The sequence below is a fragment of the Actinomyces sp. ph3 genome (assembly GCF_000308055.1).
In the GTDB taxonomy this organism is placed as follows: Bacteria; Actinomycetota; Actinomycetes; order Actinomycetales; family Actinomycetaceae; genus Pauljensenia.
In genome coordinates this window covers 487,143-503,306 of sequence record NZ_CAGY01000001.1, presented here as the reverse complement: position 1 = coordinate 503,306, position 16,164 = coordinate 487,143, and the positions used below count along the sequence as shown (strand labels likewise).

14 protein-coding genes and 6 tRNA genes are annotated in these 16,164 nt (G+C 56.7%); 16 read left to right on the top strand and 4 right to left on the bottom strand.

The features are described from left to right. The first annotated feature begins 7 nt into the window (after nt 1–7). Nucleotides 8–811 (top strand): purine-nucleoside phosphorylase, encoded by an 804-nt coding sequence (locus tag HGAS_RS02300; protein WP_019126307.1) that lies wholly within the window; start codon nt 8–10, stop codon nt 809–811. A 4-nt stretch (nt 812–815) separates the two neighbouring features. Here the strand turns inward: HGAS_RS02300 and HGAS_RS02295 are convergent, their stop codons facing one another. Further along, a complete protein-coding gene (locus HGAS_RS02295; RefSeq protein WP_019126306.1) occupies nt 816–1,979 on the bottom strand; it encodes a MalY/PatB family protein in 1,164 nt (387 codons plus the stop codon). Between the two features lie 212 nt (nt 1,980–2,191). Between HGAS_RS02295 and gltX the strand changes: the two genes are divergently transcribed. The 5 genes from gltX (at nt 2,192) to HGAS_RS08400 (ending at nt 5,357) form a co-directional block, all read left to right on the top strand. After that, nucleotides 2,192–3,700 carry a glutamate--tRNA ligase gene (gene gltX / locus HGAS_RS02290; protein ID WP_026066580.1) on the top strand — a complete coding sequence of 503 codons (1,509 nt, stop codon included), beginning with the start codon at nt 2,192–2,194 and terminating at the stop codon, nt 3,698–3,700. Nucleotides 3,701–3,842: 142 nt separating this feature from the next. Next, nucleotides 3,843–3,917: transfer RNA gene (locus HGAS_RS02285), tRNA-Gln, on the top strand. A gap of 26 nt (nt 3,918–3,943) precedes the next feature. Continuing rightward, a tRNA-Glu gene (locus HGAS_RS02280) sits at nt 3,944–4,016 on the top strand. Nucleotides 4,017–4,069: 53 nt separating this feature from the next. After that, nucleotides 4,070–4,142, top strand: a tRNA-Glu gene (locus tag HGAS_RS02275). A gap of 75 nt (nt 4,143–4,217) precedes the next feature. Next, nucleotides 4,218–5,357 carry a glycosyltransferase family 4 protein gene (locus HGAS_RS08400; protein WP_019126304.1) on the top strand — a complete coding sequence of 380 codons (1,140 nt, stop codon included), beginning with the start codon at nt 4,218–4,220 and terminating at the stop codon, nt 5,355–5,357. On the opposite strand, the gene HGAS_RS02265 is transcribed toward HGAS_RS08400, so the two are convergent. Then, nucleotides 5,354–6,094 carry an IclR family transcriptional regulator gene (locus HGAS_RS02265; protein ID WP_009409067.1) on the bottom strand — a complete coding sequence of 247 codons (741 nt, stop codon included), beginning with the start codon at nt 6,092–6,094 and terminating at the stop codon, nt 5,354–5,356. The two genes, HGAS_RS08400 and HGAS_RS02265, sit on opposite strands and share 4 nt — an antisense overlap. Nucleotides 6,095–6,189: 95 nt before the next feature. On the opposite strand from HGAS_RS02265, the gene leuC reads away from it, so the two are divergent. The 5 genes from leuC to HGAS_RS02240 all read left to right on the top strand — a co-directional run bounded on the left by leuC (nt 6,190) and on the right by HGAS_RS02240 (nt 11,515). Further along, nucleotides 6,190–7,596, top strand: coding sequence for a 3-isopropylmalate dehydratase large subunit (gene leuC, locus HGAS_RS02260; protein ID WP_019126302.1), 1,407 nt, complete (start codon nt 6,190–6,192; stop codon nt 7,594–7,596). Between the two features lie 32 nt (nt 7,597–7,628). Then, nucleotides 7,629–8,273: a 3-isopropylmalate dehydratase small subunit gene (leuD, locus tag HGAS_RS02255; RefSeq protein ID WP_019126301.1), complete on the top strand. Its 645-nt coding sequence runs from the start codon at nt 7,629–7,631 to the stop codon at nt 8,271–8,273. 93 nt (nt 8,274–8,366) lie between these two features. Continuing rightward, entirely contained in the window at nt 8,367–9,689 is a 1,323-nt protein-coding gene (gene murA, locus HGAS_RS02250) for a UDP-N-acetylglucosamine 1-carboxyvinyltransferase (protein ID WP_019126300.1), read from the top strand. A gap of 23 nt (nt 9,690–9,712) precedes the next feature. Further along, a complete protein-coding gene (locus HGAS_RS02245) occupies nt 9,713–10,702 on the top strand; it encodes a diacylglycerol/lipid kinase family protein (RefSeq protein ID WP_019126299.1) in 990 nt (329 codons plus the stop codon). 90 nt (nt 10,703–10,792) lie between these two features. After that, complete coding sequence (locus tag HGAS_RS02240) at nt 10,793–11,515, top strand: lysophospholipid acyltransferase family protein (RefSeq protein WP_019126298.1); 723 nt, start codon at nt 10,793–10,795, stop codon at nt 11,513–11,515. Nucleotides 11,516–11,526: 11 nt separating this feature from the next. Here the strand turns inward: HGAS_RS02240 and HGAS_RS08610 are convergent, their stop codons facing one another. Then, nucleotides 11,527–12,147, bottom strand: coding sequence for an AMIN-like domain-containing (lipo)protein (locus tag HGAS_RS08610; protein WP_019126297.1), 621 nt, complete (start codon nt 12,145–12,147; stop codon nt 11,527–11,529). 189 nt (nt 12,148–12,336) lie between these two features. On the opposite strand from HGAS_RS08610, the gene HGAS_RS02225 reads away from it, so the two are divergent. The 4 genes from HGAS_RS02225 to HGAS_RS02210 all read left to right on the top strand — a co-directional run bounded on the left by HGAS_RS02225 (nt 12,337) and on the right by HGAS_RS02210 (nt 15,820). Next, on the top strand, nt 12,337–13,473 hold the full coding sequence (locus HGAS_RS02225) for a D-alanine--D-alanine ligase family protein (protein WP_019126295.1): 1,137 nt from the start codon (nt 12,337–12,339) through the stop codon (nt 13,471–13,473). 9 nt (nt 13,474–13,482) lie between these two features. Then, nucleotides 13,483–14,400 carry an ATP-grasp domain-containing protein gene (locus HGAS_RS02220; protein ID WP_019126294.1) on the top strand — a complete coding sequence of 306 codons (918 nt, stop codon included), beginning with the start codon at nt 13,483–13,485 and terminating at the stop codon, nt 14,398–14,400. 153 nt (nt 14,401–14,553) lie between these two features. Then, nucleotides 14,554–14,626: transfer RNA gene (locus tag HGAS_RS02215), tRNA-His, on the top strand. Between the two features lie 150 nt (nt 14,627–14,776). Then, nucleotides 14,777–15,820 (top strand): NAD(P)-dependent alcohol dehydrogenase, encoded by a 1,044-nt coding sequence (locus HGAS_RS02210; protein ID WP_019126293.1) that lies wholly within the window; start codon nt 14,777–14,779, stop codon nt 15,818–15,820. Between the two features lie 85 nt (nt 15,821–15,905). On the opposite strand, the gene HGAS_RS02205 is transcribed toward HGAS_RS02210, so the two are convergent. Continuing rightward, nucleotides 15,906–15,976 (bottom strand) — tRNA-Gly (locus HGAS_RS02205). 87 nt (nt 15,977–16,063) lie between these two features. Here HGAS_RS02205 and HGAS_RS02200 point away from each other — a divergent pair. Continuing rightward, nucleotides 16,064–16,137: transfer RNA gene (locus HGAS_RS02200), tRNA-Pro, on the top strand. Nucleotides 16,138–16,164 lie beyond the last annotated feature (27 nt).

The window sequence follows — 16,164 nt, the reverse complement described above, 5'->3', positions numbered from 1 at the left end:
GTGTGCTTTGACAGCTGATTCCCGTTTCTCTTCTGTTCTTTTCGATCCCGAGGCCACTGCCGCCGCGGAGCAGATTCGTTCCCTTTGCGGGGGAGTGCCCTTCGCATTGGTCGTCTTGGGGTCGGGCCTAGCGGATGCTCTTAACGAGCGGTGGGGAGTGCCATCGGCCTCGAAGCCTTTGGGCTCGCTTCCTGGTGTGAGCGCCCCGGTTGCGGATGGACACCTCAATGAACTTCGTGTCTACATGCGCGAATGCGGCCCCGTTGTGGTCGCAAGTGGACGAACTCACCTGTACGAGGGACACGGGCCTCTTGCTGTTACCGCGCTGATCCGTGCGGCCGCGTGCGCGGGCATCAAACGCGCAATTGTGACCAATGCAAATGGCTGCCTGCGCGACTGGTCGCTGGGTGATGTCATGGTCATTACAGACCACATGAATCTCAGCGGTTCCTCGCCATTTGACGGGCCTCTGTTCGTCGATATCTCACAGGTTTGGGACCGTCAAATGAGCAAGAGGATGCGTGAGCACTGTAGTCGAGAGGGAACCTACGCCCTCCTTCGCGGGCCTGAGTACCAAACAGGTGCAGAAAGCCGAGCCTTAGCGCAATTAGGCGCTGACTGTGTTGGAATGTCGACCGTACTTGAGGCAATAACCGCCCACGCACTTGGAGTCCGTGTCGCAGGTATGTCTGTTGTCTCAGACTTGTCTTTCGCTCAGGTGCAAACCGATCCGCAGGACGTTGTGGATGCCGCGCGAAAGGCATCCACAACGGTCGTTGCCGGAATCGAGGCAGCTCTGGCTGCGGAGTGAAGGACTAAAGAACGTCCAAAACTCGAGAAACCAATTCTTCAGTAACCTGCGGTGAACACGCCAGGTTCACGCGCACCCACTTCGAGTAGCGCTCACCCAAGGTGATCCCTTCGTTCGTCGCGATGTGCGCACGTTGGAGCAGAGTCTTGGAAGGGTTGGGGCCCAACTCTGGGTAGGCCTCGAAACCCCACCACGTCAGGTAGGTTGCCTGCGGGGGACGGAAGTCGATCTCGGTGGGGGTTAGCGCCTCGTTAACGGTTCGGATATTGCCCTCGATCACGGAAAGGACTTCGTGCTGCCAGTCATCACCGTTTGTGTAGGCCTCGATCGTCCCAAGCGCGCCAATTGTTGAGGTCGAATGGGGGAGCTTCTCCTGGCACAGGCGATCCCAACGCGTGCGCAATTCCTGATCGGGAACGATGACCTGAGCATTCGGTAGCCCGGCAATATTCCAGCCCTTTGTTGCCGCAGTTGCGGTGATCGTATGTGCTGCAAATTCTGCGCCCAGCCGCGCATAGGAGGTAAAGCCTCGGCCACCCAAAACCAGAGGGGAGTGGATCTCATCCGCGAAGATCAAAGCGTCGTACTGAGACACCAGCATCTGCAAAGCTCGCATCTCGGACTCTGTTAACACGCGCCCCACGGGGTTCCACGGATTGCAGAGAATCACCAGGCCAGCCCCGGCCTCGAGACCTGCCTTAATCCCTTCGAGGTCAAGGGTCCACCCACCCGGGTACGCATCATCGTGCAACGAGGGCACGTCGATGACCGGGTGCCCCAGCGCGGGAGGAATTGTCAAGAATGGCATGTAAGCGGGGGTTGGCACGATAACCGCTGATCCTGGGCGCACCAGATACTGGATCATTACTTCCAACGCTGGAAGGACAGCGGGCGCCATGCGAATTGAGTCGACATCAAGATCCCAGCCGAAGCGCTTCTTTTGGAATTGAGCCGTGGCTTGGGCAACCTCTGGCGCAAGCCAACGGGGGTTGTAACCAAGCAAACCCTCGCGGATAGCGCGGGTCATTCGTTCCTCGACACAGGGAGCGGTCCCGAAATCCATCTCTGCAACCCAAGCGCCCAAGACGTCGCTGCCGTCCGTGGGCTTAACTCCCGTCCATTTCAGTGAACCGATGCGACGGAGTTCCTCAGCGCTGCAAAAATCCATGCGAAAACTTCTTTCCAAACGTGCCCAAAAAGGCAAAGTGTGTGAGCTACCTCCCAGTGTAAGGGGAGTGCTGATAATTCGGAATTCGCCTTCATGGTGTGAGCGAAGGTAACAGTGCGGGCATCCCTCAATGGGGGAGAGCCCATGCTCACTCCTCTCACACCCATTGAATTGACGCGAGCGCAATAAGAAGGGGGCTAAACTAGGGGATTATGAGTGTGACTACTGCAAGTGGCGCCGATGTTCGCGTCCGATTCTGCCCCTCGCCAACTGGAACCCCCCACGTGGGAATGGTCCGTACCTGCCTCTTCAACTGGGCATACGCGCGCCATACCGGAGGCACCTTCGTCTTCCGCATCGAAGACACCGATGCTGCCCGCGATTCTCAAGAATCTTTCGACCAGATTCTTGACTCACTGAGCTGGCTGGGACTGGACTGGGATGAAGGCGTCGGTAAGGGCGGCCCGCACCCGCCGTACCGCCAGAGTGAGCGTATGGACATCTACCGCGATGTCGCCGCGAAGCTGCTTGAAGCCGGTTACGCCTACGAATCCTTCTCAACTCCAGAAGAGGTTGAGGCTCGTCACCTGGCCAAGGGTGAAGACCCCAAGCTCGGTTATGACGGTTTTGACCGCGACCTTAGTGAAGAGCAAATTGCTGCCTATCGCGCCGAAGGTCGTCAGCCGGTTCTGCGCCTGCGCATGCCCGACGAGGACATTACCTTCACCGACCTGATCCGCGGTGAGATCACCTTCAAGGCCGGCTCGGTCCCGGACTACGTGATTGTTCGCGCCAACGGTCACCCGCTGTACACGCTGGTCAACCCCGTTGATGATGCACTCATGGAGATCACCCACGTCCTGCGTGGTGAAGATCTGCTCTCATCGACCCCGCGCCAGATCGTTCTCTACCGTGCGCTGGAAGAACTGGGCATTGCCAAGTTCATGCCTCACTTCGGTCACCTGCCCTACGTGATGGGTGAAGGAAATAAGAAGCTGTCCAAGCGTGACCCCGAATCGAACCTGCTTCTGCACCGCGAAGCCGGAATGATTCCCGAAGGCTTGAACAACTACCTGGCACTGCTGGGTTGGTCGATCAGCCCCGATAATGACGTCTTCTCCATGGAAGAGATGGCCGCGGCCTTCGATATCACCGATGTGAACCCGAACCCGGCACGCTTCGACCACAAGAAGTGCATCGCGATCAACGCCGAGCATATCCGTCTGCTTGCTCCGGATGATTTCCGAGGCCGCATCGTCCCCTTCCTCCACCGTGAGGGATTGGTTTCAGCTGACTCCTACGAGGAGCTGACCGCTGACGAACAGAAGATCATGCAGCACGCCTCTCCGCTCATCCAGACCCGCATCCAATTGCTGGGTGAGGCTCCTGGAATGCTGGGCTTCCTCTTCACTGAAGACGATGCACTTGAGCTGGATGAAAAGTCCGTATCGAAGCTCAAGGAGAATGCGCCTGAGGTTCTGGACGCGACAATCCATTACATCGAGAACTACGACGGCCCCTTCACAACCGAGGCTCTGGAGCATGCCCTCCGTGAGCTGATTGTTGAAGGTATGGATATCAAGCCTCGCGTGGCCTTTGGTCCGATTCGCGTGGCCGTCACCGGTCGCCAGGTTTCCCCGCCGCTGTTTGAGTCCATGGAGATCTTGGGCCGCGAGAGCGTGTTGAACCGTCTGCACGCCCTGCGTAACCAACTGGGCTGAGCATCTGACTGACACCTAATCGCAGGTGCGTGGTGATCAAATATGATCAGTGCCACGTGCCTGCGATTTGGCATCTGAAGCGCATTTGAGTATTCTTTTCTCTTGTCGCCGCCTTGGGTTTAGGCCCGAGCGGATTGCGCCATGGGGTATGGTGTAATTGGCAGCACGAGTGATTCTGGTTCATTTAGTCTAGGTTCGAGTCCTGGTACCCCAGCCATCGCAAAGCTTTTTGCGAGTTGAAAGGCCCCCATCGTCTAGCGGCCTAGGACGACGCCCTCTCACGGCGTTAACACCGGTTCAAATCCGGTTGGGGGTACAAATCCTGTTCATGCCTCGGTATGACGGGAATAGCGCACGTAGTGGCGCGCCGCCCCCATCGTCTAGCGGCCTAGGACGACGCCCTCTCACGGCGTTAACACCGGTTCAAATCCGGTTGGGGGTACAGATACCAGCAGGGCTTCGGCCCTGCTTTTTTGTTAGCTGCGCTGCTGCCCTTGGCATCTGCAAGAATAAAAGCATGCGCATTGTTTTGGTCTCTGACACCTTCCGCCCGACTATGGGAGGAATTGAAACCCAGGTCGGTGCGCTTGCCGACCATCTTCATACCCGAGGCCACGATATCGTCGTTCTGACCTGCACTCCCGAGGGCGATGTGCCTTCCACATGCCCCTATCCGGTGCTGCGTTCTTCGTGGCGTAATCCTTTCAATGCGCCGATTGATCCCAAAGCACCCCGTCGCTTTACTGACTTCATTCGTCGTTTTAATCCCGATGTCGTTCACTATCACATGGGAGAGCTGACCCCGGTTGTTCAGTCGGTTCTGTTGAACCTAAGGGATTCGAGGATTCCGCAGGTCGTCACTGTTCATTCCTTGTGGGACCCCCGCGTGACAATCCCCGCCTTCCGTGCCATCGCAAGACGTACAGGGCTGGCGCAGGCTCCGATTATGTGGACAGGTGTCTCTGAACTGGTCAATGAGCAAATTCGCCAGGTCTTGGGGCCAGACATCTGTGTTTCGACCTTGCATAATGGTGTCGATGTTGCGCCTTGGCAGCGCCCGCCTGTTGCCCACCAGGGCATTGTCGCGGTGACCGCCACGCGTTTTGCCCCGCGTAAGCGCGTGGATGCCCTGATCGATATCCTCTCCGAAACTCGTCGCCGTTGGGATTCTTATTCCCGAGGCCACGCCGGTGATTTCCCCCTGCGTGCAGTAGTTGCGGGTGAAGGTCCGCTTTTTGACGGTGTTCAGCGCCGCGTTGAGCGCAGTGGGCTGGGGGATTGGCTGCTTCTTCCGGGCCGACTGAGTGCGACGCAGCTCCAAGACCTGTATTCGCGTTCGGATATTTTCCTTGCGCCTTCGGTGAAGGAATCTGCTTCTATCGCTGGACGCGAGGCCTTGGCCTCGGGGCTTGCAGTAATGACACGTTCACAGTCTGGACTTGCAGAAGTTGTTGAAAATGGCATCAACGGTTGGTGTCTTGACAACGATGACGAGATGATCGAAGCGCTCTTATCCGTGCTTGAGACTCCTGCGCAGCTTGAACATATTCACGAGCATAATCGCAGTGAAGATTTCCCCTTCACGTGGGCGAAGGTCATTGAGGCGACGGAAAACTACTACCGCCAGGCTCAGGAACTGGCCTCGACGGAGGCTTAGTCTTCCATTCCTTCTGCGGAGCGCAAGAAATCGGAAAGTCTATTAGCTGCAGCAACGGCAGAGGGGCCGTGCTGACGGCCAGGCTGACGTCCCATGCGCTCAACAGGACCCGAAATGGTCACTGCGGCCAGCACGCGACCCGAAGGGCCACGAACGGGGGCGGAAACTGAAGCAACGCCGGGCTCGCGTTCTGCAACCGACTGTGCCCAGCCTCGGCGACGAACTTGGGCGAGCATCGTCGCGTTGAAGGAAGCGCCGTAGAGGCCTCGGTGAAGGCGGTCGGGTTCTTCCCATGCAAGAAGCACTTGGGCAGCGGAACCTGCCTTCATGGTCAAAGTCGCACCAACGGGGATGGAGTCGCGAAGACCCATCTCGCGTTCAGAGGCTGCAACGCAGACTCGGAAGTCACCTTGGCGGCGGAAAAGCTGAGTGGATTCCTTCGTGTGGTTGCGAAGGGCAACGAGGACCGGCATTGCAGCTGCAAGAAGGCGATCTTCACCCGCAGAGGAAGCAAGTTCTTGAAGGCGAGGTCCCAAGACGAAACGTCCCTGCATATCGCGTGCAACGAAACGGTGATATTCCAGTGCAACTGCGAGGCGATGCGCAGTGGGGCGCGCCAAACCTGTTGTTGCAACCAATTGGGCCAGGGGGGCCGGGCCTGCTTCAAGTGCGCTCAAAACCAGTGCAGCTTTATCCAGAACGCCGACACCACTTCCAAAGGCTTCTGAGTCCTCCATGAACACATTCTCACATCTCAGTAAATGAGATATCAAGTCCAACTCTCCAGGAAGTGTCAATCATGGGAAGAAAGAAGTCGATGAAGGAGCGGGAAATGAGCGGAACGCTGGCCGAAAAGGTTTGGGCTGATCACGTCGTAGTGCACGGTGAAAACGGTGCGCCCGATCTGCTGTACATCGACTTGCATCTAGTCCATGAGGTGACCAGCCCGCAGGCCTTCGATGGCCTGCGCATGGCCGGACGCCAGGTTCGTCGCCCCGACCTCACGATTGCAACCGAGGACCACAACACTCCTACGGTCAATATCGACCTTCCGATCGCTGATATCACCAGTCGCACACAGATCGACACCCTGCGAAAGAATGCCAAGGAATTCGGTATCCGCCTGCATTCGCTGGGCGATGCCGACCAAGGAATCGTTCACGTCGTTGGTCCCCAATTAGGACTCACCCAACCCGGTATGACCATTGTTTGCGGTGATTCGCATACATCAACCCACGGAGCATTCGGTGCGCTGGCAATGGGGATTGGTACCAGCCAGGTCGAACATGTTCTGGCGACTCAAACACTGCCGATGGCTCCTTTTAAGACCATGGCTATCACCGTCAATGGCTCCTTGCCTAAGGGGGCCACCGCGAAGGACATCATCCTTGCTGTGATCGCGAAGATCGGAACCGGTGGGGGACAGGGATACGTCCTTGAGTACCGTGGCCAGGCAATCCGCGAGCTCTCGATGGAAGGTCGCATGACGATCTGCAACATGTCCATCGAAGCGGGCGCCCGTGCGGGAATGGTTGCCCCCGATGAAACGACCTTCGAATACTTGAAGGGACGTCCGCACGCTCCCGAAGGCGAAGAATGGGATCGCGCCCTGGAGTACTGGAAGACCTTGCACTCTGATGAAGATGCAGTCTTCGACGCTGAGGTGGTCCTGAATGCTGAGGATCTGGAGCCCTTTGTTACCTGGGGGACAAACCCTGGGCAGGGTGTCCCGCTCTCGGGCAGCGTTCCCAACCCCGATGACTTTGAAGACGAAATCAAGCGAGCCGCAGCACAGAAGGCTCTGGATTACATGGGGCTCGAGGCCGGCACCCCGATGCGCGACATCAAGATCGACACAGTTTTCTTGGGGTCGTGCACCAACGGGCGCATTGAAGACCTGCGTGCCGCTGCAAAGGTCATTGAGGGCCACACCAAGGCTCCGGGGCTGAGGATGCTGGTTGTCCCAGGTTCTGCTCGCGTGCGCCTGCAAGCCGAAGCTGAAGGCCTAGACAAGATCTTCACTGAGTTCGGTGCGGAATGGCGTAATGCCGGCTGCTCGATGTGCCTGGGAATGAACCCCGACCAGCTTGCTCCTCAGGAGCGTTCGGCCTCGACGTCAAACCGAAACTTTGAGGGCCGCCAAGGAAAGCTTTCGCGGACCCACCTGGTCTCTCCTCTGGTTGCGGCAGCCACCGCTATTCGCGGCACCCTGTCCTCTCCGGCCGACCTGGACGACTAAGAATTCGCTGATACACATTCGAAGGAAAACTCATGGAAAAGTTCATTTCGCACACGGGTATTGGCGTTCCGCTGCGCCGTTCAAATGTTGACACCGATCAGATCATCCCCGCGGTTTTCTTGAAGCGCGTGACCAAGACTGGATTTGATGACGCTCTGTTCTATGCATGGCGTCGCGATCCAGAGTTCATCTTGAACCGTGAACCCTACAACCAGGGCAGCGTTCTGGTTGCTGGACCTGATTTTGGCACTGGCTCCTCGCGTGAACACGCGGTCTGGGCACTGCGTGACTATGGCTTCAAGGTTGTTTTGGCTCCGAAGTTTGCCGATATTTTCCGCGGAAATGCAGGAAAACAGGGCTTGGTGACAGGAATTATTAGCGAAGCAGACTGTGAGAAGCTTTGGGATCTGCTCGATGCTAATCCCGGTGCTGAAATCACCGTTTCGCTTGAGGACAAGACCGCGACCTTGGGTGACTTCACCTGCACTTTCGATATTGATGATTATGTGCGCTGGACGCTCATGGAAGGTCTGGACGATATTGCCCTGACCCTTCGTCACGAGGCCGAGATCACCGCTTACGAAGAGCGTCGTCCTTCCTTTAAACCGAGGACTCTGCCGGCCAAGACTTTGCCTTCGAAGCCGGTCGTTTCCGCCCGTCCTGCCGAAGGTGAGTAATTCGCCACGCGCTCAAGATGCGTTAAGCGCACGCAGATGAGGGCGTGCTGCTCTAAAGTGGTCACAGAAGTCGACAGCTAGGAGAGCATCACTATGTCCTCGAAACTTCGAGTTGAAGGTGGCCACCCCCTTGAGGGGACCATTACCGTCCGCGGGGCGAAGAATTTTGTCCCCAAAGCAATGGTTGCGTCGCTGCTCGCAGATACTCCCTCCGAGCTGTACAACGTTCCCTTGATTCGTGACGTTGACGTCGTTTCTGACCTGCTTTCTCTTCACGGTGTCAAGGTTGATTACGATCAAGAGCGCGGTTCGCTGCGAATGGATCCTTCGCAGGTTCGTATTGCCTCGCGCTCGGACATCGACACCCTTGCCGGTGCCTCGCGTATCCCGATCTTGTTCTGTGGTCCGCTTCTTCACCAGCTGGGTGAAGCCTTCATTCCTGAGCTGGGTGGCTGCGCGATTGGTGGCCGTCCCATCGACTTCCACCTGGAAACTCTGCGTAAGTTCGGCGCAATCGTTGATAAGCAGCCTGAAGGGGTCCATATCAAGCGCCCCACATCCGGTCTTCACGGCGCGATTATTGAGCTGCCCTTCCCTTCCGTTGGCGCAACCGAGCAGACTCTGCTGACTGCGGTTCGCAATGATGGAATTACTACGCTGAAGGGCGCTGCCATCGAGCCGGAAATCATGGACCTCATCAATGTTTTGCAGAAGATGGGTGCCATTATTTCTGTCGATACTGACCGCACCATCCGTATCGAGGGTGTGGAGTCCCTGAACGGGTACCGTCACACCGCTTTGCCCGATCGTATCGAGGCCGCCTCTTGGGGTGCTGCAGCTCTTGCGACCGGCGGTGATATTTACGTACGCGGCGCGCATCAGCCTGATATGACGACCTTCCTCAACACCTTCCGAAAGGTCGGTGGCGCGTTTGATATCGATTCAGAAGGTATTCGTTTCTACCACCCGGGTGGTGAACTCCATTCCATCGCTTTGGAAACCGCGGTTCACCCCGGCTTCATGACCGACTGGCAGCAACCGTTGGTTGTCGCTCTCACTCAGGCAGAGGGCCTGTCTATTGTCCACGAAACGGTGTACGAAAACCGTTTCGGTTTCACCTCTGCGCTGCGTCAGATGGGTGCGAATATCCAGGTGTATCGCGAGTGCTTGGGCGGAACCCCCTGTCGTTTTGGTCAGAAGAACTACTACCACTCAGCAGTTATTTCGGGACCGACTCCTCTGCATGCCGCAGATATTGTCGTTCCGGACCTGCGCGGCGGATTCTCACACCTGATTGCAGCATTGACCGCAACCGGTACATCGACTGTGTCAGGAATTGATGTCATTTCTCGCGGCTACGAGCACTTTATTCGCAAGCTTCGTGAGCTCAATGCTCGCGTGGAATACGAAGACTGACAACCCTTTCGAAGGCCACAGTCGTGGATCAGCCATCCCAACCCAAACTGAAGCTATTTGTTTCTGCCCTTTCTGGGAAAGGCCGCGCACTACGTCGGGCCCCCAAGGTAGCGGCACTTTTACGCTCCCAAGGGTGGAACGTCGATGTTCGAGTCACTCACCGCTCGGATGATCCGGCAGCTTTGGCGGCGGCATGCACCAATCACTGGGTTGCAGTTTTAGGTGGCGATGGCTACATCGCTCGCATTGCGACTCAGGTTGGGGCGCGCGGGGGAGTGGTGATTCCGCTTCCCGGAGGAAGAGGAAATGATCTGTGCCGTTGCCTCGGAATTGGGACGGACGCGGTTGCGCATGTGCGGAGCCTGCCACCGGCCTCGGAAATCTGTGCTGAAGGCGCGGGGGAACATCCTCGGATCAGAGGCGTCGACGCAATGCAGGTGCGCGCACTCGATGGGGTAAATGAAGGGCAAGACGTTGCTGGGCAACGACCGTCGTCGCCGGCCACGGGCCTCGAAGAAAACCCAGCTCAGGTGCTGGGAATTATTTCTTTCGGCTTAGATGCCTTGGCCAACCAGATCGCAAATGACACCTCTTTTGCATCGGGCACTTTCGCTTACGCCTGGGGCGCCTTGCGTGCCCTTCAGCAGTTCCAGCCCAAAACAATGGAAATTGAAGTAGATGGCGTGCGAAGGCGAATCCGGGGCTGGCTTGTTTCAGTCTCCAATTCCGGATGGTTCGGTGGCGGGATCAATATTGTTCCCAGCTCCAATCCCAGTGACGGTCGTCTGGAACTTCTCACTGTGGACCCAGTACCCAAGCATCATGCGATCCGCGTTCTTGCACGGGTTCTTGCGATGCGAAAAGTTGATGATCCGATCCTTCACGTCGAAGAAGTCACCAGCGTCAAGATTTTGGATAGTGCTGGGTTAGTTGCAATGGGAGATGGTGACCAAGTGGGAGAAGGCCCACTTGAAATCTCGGTCAGCCCTCGGGTTTTCCGCGTCTTTGTTTGAAGCAGTCGTAGTTAGCGCGAACTTGTAGCTTGTTCCAGCGCTGTCTTGCTGATCTTTGGCCCCAGCACCTTGCTTGGATAAACTACACACATGACTCACCGACTCACAGGTTTCTACCGTTTCGCGCGAGGCGTTTTCCGCAGCTTTATGGTCCCGTGGATGAAGATTGACGTCGAAGGTCTTGAAAATCTTCCCAAGGACCGCGGATACCTGCTGGTATGTAACCACCTGTCAAACATTGATGCGGTCTGCTTGCTGTGGGTCATGATGAAAGCGGATGTTCCCGTGCGCATTATGGCCAAGTCAGAGCTATTCAAGGTTCCACTTTTGGGTGGGGCCATGCGTCGGATGCAATTGCTTCCGGTCGATCGAAAGTCGAAGGAACCCGGGGCGATTTTGGCCTCGGCAGCGAAGGCGCTTCGCGATGGTGAGTGCGTGGCAATTTACCCCGAAGGCACCTTGACCACTGACCCCGAGGAATGGCCGATGCGCATTAAGACCGGTGCTGCGCGTCTTGCTCTGGACACTGGGGTTGATGTTATTCCCTTCATTCACTGGGGAGAACAAAAAATTATGCGTTCGGGATCGGCGCTGATCGATTTTCGTCCCCAACGCAAAGTGAGCGTCCGTATTGGCCAGCCAATCGACCTGGATGACCTTCGCCACGACACCGGTTCTGCTGATCATCACGCTGTTGATGAAGCGACCGCACGTATTCAGCGCATATTGATCGATCAGGTTGCCGCTCTTCGCGGAGAAGATGCCCCGCAGGGAGTGTGGGATCGCAAACTGAAGAAGCGTGTAGAGATCTAAACCCTTACTTCTTACTTCGCGATATCAATCACGACGCGCGAGGGGCTGCTCAACGCGCTTAAAGTGACCTCGCGCTTGTGATCCATCCCGATCACGATGTGCGTATTCGCTTCAAAGCTGCCGTCCTCGCGTACGCGAATCGGCCCGACTTCCTTGGTTTTTTCGCCCTTGTAGTAGTCCTTTTGAAGTTCCTCGCTGACGGGCATGGCTCCGCCTTCCAAGGACAACTCAAGGTAGATGGGCGTCCCTAGATCGATTGGATCGCCTTTGCCCTGTGTCGCTGGGGAAGTTGTCCACCCGCCTTGCCATCCCACATCGTCGCTTCCCGTGAACTCAACGACGACCCTGTAGAAAGTATCGTGTTCGCCCACGCGTAGGTCGTGGAAGACGGGTGCGTGATTAGCGTCCTCTTTGCCCTGCGTGAGGCTTGCCTTTCGCGAGGGAATTTGATCCCAATTCTGAAGCGTTGGGCTGGAAGAAGGCGTGGCCTCGGGAGTAGGGGAGGAAGACGCGCTTTCGCTTGCCGAGGCCGTGGCTGAGCTGCTTGCCGAAGGCGCGGGAGTGGGGGAGCATCCGCTGAGCGCGGCTAGAAGGACTAGGGCGCATAGAGATGAAAAATGACGCGTCTTCACAATCTCCTCCTTGAGCGATCTACGAGTTTGACTTCCCTCATCCTAATCTGGGCGGAGGAGATCGGGGAATGGAACCTTGACCTTTGGCGGAGTCGATACAGGATTGAAACCCTGGGTGTGTTCAACATCGAATGACGCGGGCATGAGAAGAATGACGCTACGGGCTGGCCACGCGGTAGGGTTAAGGCCATGAGTGAAGTCAAACGTCCTCGCGTCCTCGTTGTTTTCGGCGGACGCTCCAGCGAACACCTGGTGTCTTGCGCGACCGCTGCCGGTGTTCTTCATGCGATCGATCGCGAACGCTTCGATGTGCTCGCGGTTGGAATCACCCGAGACGGCCAGTGGGTACATGTCGATAGCAACCCTGAGCTCGTCGACCTGCGCACGGCCTCGAATACAACTATTGAGCCGGGACTCAGTCGCGTGAGCCTGCTTCCGGGACTTGCTCGTTTGGTTGAAACCACCTACGATCGCACTCCCGAAGACGATGATGCACGGATTGTCAGCGTTGAGGATCTGGGTGTTGTCGATGTTGTGCTTCCGCTTCTGCACGGTCCTTATGGCGAAGACGGAACGATCCAGGGCCTCTTTGAGATGGCGAATGTGCGTTACGTCGGCTGTGGCGTGACGTCCAGTGCGGTTTCAATGGATAAGCACCTAACGAAGACTGTCCTTGCCGAGGCCGGGATTGCAGTTGGCCGATGGGAACTGGTCACCGAGAAAGAGTGGTCCCGCGATCCCCAGGAGGTGCGCTCGCGGATTGAGGCCCTGGGCTATCCGGTCTTCGTCAAACCCACTCGCGGTGGTTCCTCGGTTGGGATTTCGCGCGTGGATTCCCCTGATCAGCTGGACCTTGCCATCAAGGAAGCAGCCGCAAACGACCCTCGAATCATCGTCGAGGCGATGGCCCATGGCCGTGAGGTCGAGTGCGGTGTGCGCGTTCCTGCCGGAGGCGACTCAATGGCAGCACCCCTGGGTGAAATTGGTGTTCCTGAAGGCGAGTTCTATGACTACGCCCTGAAATACGTCGATACCGATGCCATTTCCTTGATGTGCCCCGCGGATGTTCCAGAAGAAGATGCGACGCGTATTCAAGAAACCGCACTCAAGGCTTTCGAGGCCTTGGAGTGTGAGGGCCTGGCCCGCGTCGATTTCTTCTATAACGATGCAACCCACGAGATCATCGTGAATGAAGTAAACACCATGCCCGGCTTTACTCGTTTGTCGTTGTATCCGCGTGTGTGGGGCGAAGCGGGACTGAGCTACACCGAATTGGTGACCTCCCTGTTGGAGGAAGCCATGAGCCGCCCCTTGGGACTAAGGTAAGATATTTTTATGACGAAAAAACCCAAGGTTACCCTTGTCACCTCGGAGAATATGCCCGAGCTTTTCTCCGATGAGAGTGGACTTCCCGACGCTCTTGCAGAGCGCGGAATGGACCCCCAGATTGCTATTTGGAATGATCCCACTGTCGACTGGGATGCAGCGGGGGTCTGCGTGATCCGATCTGTTTCGGATTATGCGACGCAACGCCAGGAATTTATTAACTGGGCAAATTCAGTACCGCGTCTGCTCAACCATGCGGATGTCATGGAGTGGAACACTGACAAGCACTACATGAAGGATTTGGAGGCCTTGGGGCTTCCTGTTATTCCTACGACGTGGCTTGAGCCCTCGCACGGTTTTTCGAAGCATCAAGTTCACTCACGCTTCCCGGCTCTGGGTGACTTCGTTGTGAAGCCTGCGGTTTCTTCGGGTGTGCGCGATATTGGTCGTTACACCGCTATCGATACCTCACAGCGTCAAGCGGCTTTGGCTCAAACCATGGAGCTGCTTGATGAAGGCCGTTCTGTGATGCTTCAACGCTACCTAGAAGATATTGACGTCCACGGTGAGGTCTCGCTGGTCTTCTTCAACGGTTTGCTTTCCCACGCAGTTGAGAAGCGTGCGGTTTTGCACCCTTCTTCGGTCACGGATCCTTCCATGCACGAGGCCGTGGTGACCGCTCGTCCCGCAGACACTGCGACTTGGCAGTGGGGTGAGCAGATCCGTCAAGTCCTGCATGAGTACATGCGTTCGCGTTTGGGACGCGATGAACTGCTCCTCTACAACCGTGTGGACCTGGTTCCCGATGGTGAGGGCTCCTTCCGAGTGATGGAGGTGTCCTTGGTGGACGCGGACCTCTACCTGGAAGCAACACCCGATGCGCTGGGTAACTTCGCTGACGCGATCTCTACCCGTGCCTTCTGGTGAGATCTGAGATCTTGTTCTTGATCCTCCCTCGTTTCCTCGTGAAACGGGGGAGGATGTCTATTCGTGGCAATCGCCACGCTTCGCTTTTCGATTTCTCACTTGGCATGCCCAGATGTTAGAGTTTCTCCGTTGCGTTTTTCGCAGCGCTCAATGGTGGCTGTAGTTCAGTTGGTAGAGCACCTGGTTGTGGTCCAGGACGTCGCGGGTTCGAGTCCCGTCAGCCACCCGGTTTAACCCTCAGGACCATAAGGTTCTGAGGGTTTTTCATATGTTCTGAGTGTTAGCATGTGTGCAATGTGCGTGCGCAAGAGAGCTTCCCACACGTTTAGTGTTTCAGGGGTGCTCAGCGCTGGGAGGACAAACAAAGGAGCCTAGGATGCCTCAAGTCCGTGCCTATGCCTGTGATGATGCGCGATCGCAGTATCACCCCATGATGATTGATATTCGTGAACCCGGACCGGGTGAAGTACTTTTCGACATCAAATATGCGGGAATCTGCCACTCTGATATTCACACTGCGCGCAGTGAGTGGGGACCGATTCCCTATCCCTTCGTCGGCGGACATGAAATTGCTGGCGTTGTGACCAAAGTTGGCGAAGGCGTCACCAAATTCAAGGTAGGGGACCGCATCGGTGTTGGTTGTTTACAGGGGTCGTGCAAGGAATGCGAGTACTGCACTGACGGTCACGAGCAGTTCTGTGACAATCCCCATGCCTATTGGACTTTTCGGGCGGGCCCAGATGGGAAGCCAACTTATGGTGGCTACGCCCAAGCAATGACGGTGCGTGAAGACTTCGCCTGTCATGTACCCGATGCTGTGGCCTTGGAGCATGCTGCGCCACTGATGTGCGCCGGGATCACCATGTATTCCCCGCTGCGGCGATGGGGTGCAGGTCCCGGAAAGAAAGTCGCCATTGTCGGTATGGGCGGCTTGGGGCACATGGGTGTTCAGCTCGCCGCAGCGATGGGCGCAGAAGTTTCTGTGATCTCACATGGTCGTTCAAAGGAAGCCGATGCACGTCAGTTTGGTGCCACTGCTTTCTATGCAACTGCAGAAGAAGGCACCATAGAGTCTCTGGCCTCGTCTTTTGACCTCATTATTTGCACGGTGAGTGCGGATGACCTGGATTACCCGGGACTAATCCGCGCACTCAAGCCTTTCGGTGTCTTCGTTGACGTGGGCCTGCCCGAGAACCCGATGGTGATCCCCATGCGAGCTGTGGTCAACGGAAACAAGGTTGTTGCAGGATCGCAGATCGGCGGTATTGATGAAACTCAGGAGATGCTGGAGTTCTGCGCTCAGCACGGCGTGCGTCCCGTGGTTGAAATCATCGACGGTGATTCTATTACCGAGGCCTATGACAAAGTTGTGGCCTCAAAGGTGCGCTACCGCTTTGTGATTGATACATCGACGTTCTAACTCGATCTTGGCCAAGCGGTCCTCTGGAGAAGGATACGCGGCAAAACAAAAGGAGCCCCGGGAAAACCGGGGCTCCTTTTTTCAGAGCGGGTGACGGGAATCGAACCCGCACCATCAGCTTGGAAGGCTGAGGTTCTACCATTGAACTACACCCGCGTGCGGATCGATATTACCTGATTATTTCTGCGATTGCGAAATTTAGGGTGAAGTCCCGTATTATTGGACGCGCAGACGTTCGTCTCACGGGGTGTAGCGCAGCTTGGTAGCGCATCTGCTTTGGGAGCAGAGGGTCGCAGGTTCAAATCCTGTCACCCCGACTTTTTATTGCCAACGCCGCTGTGGCC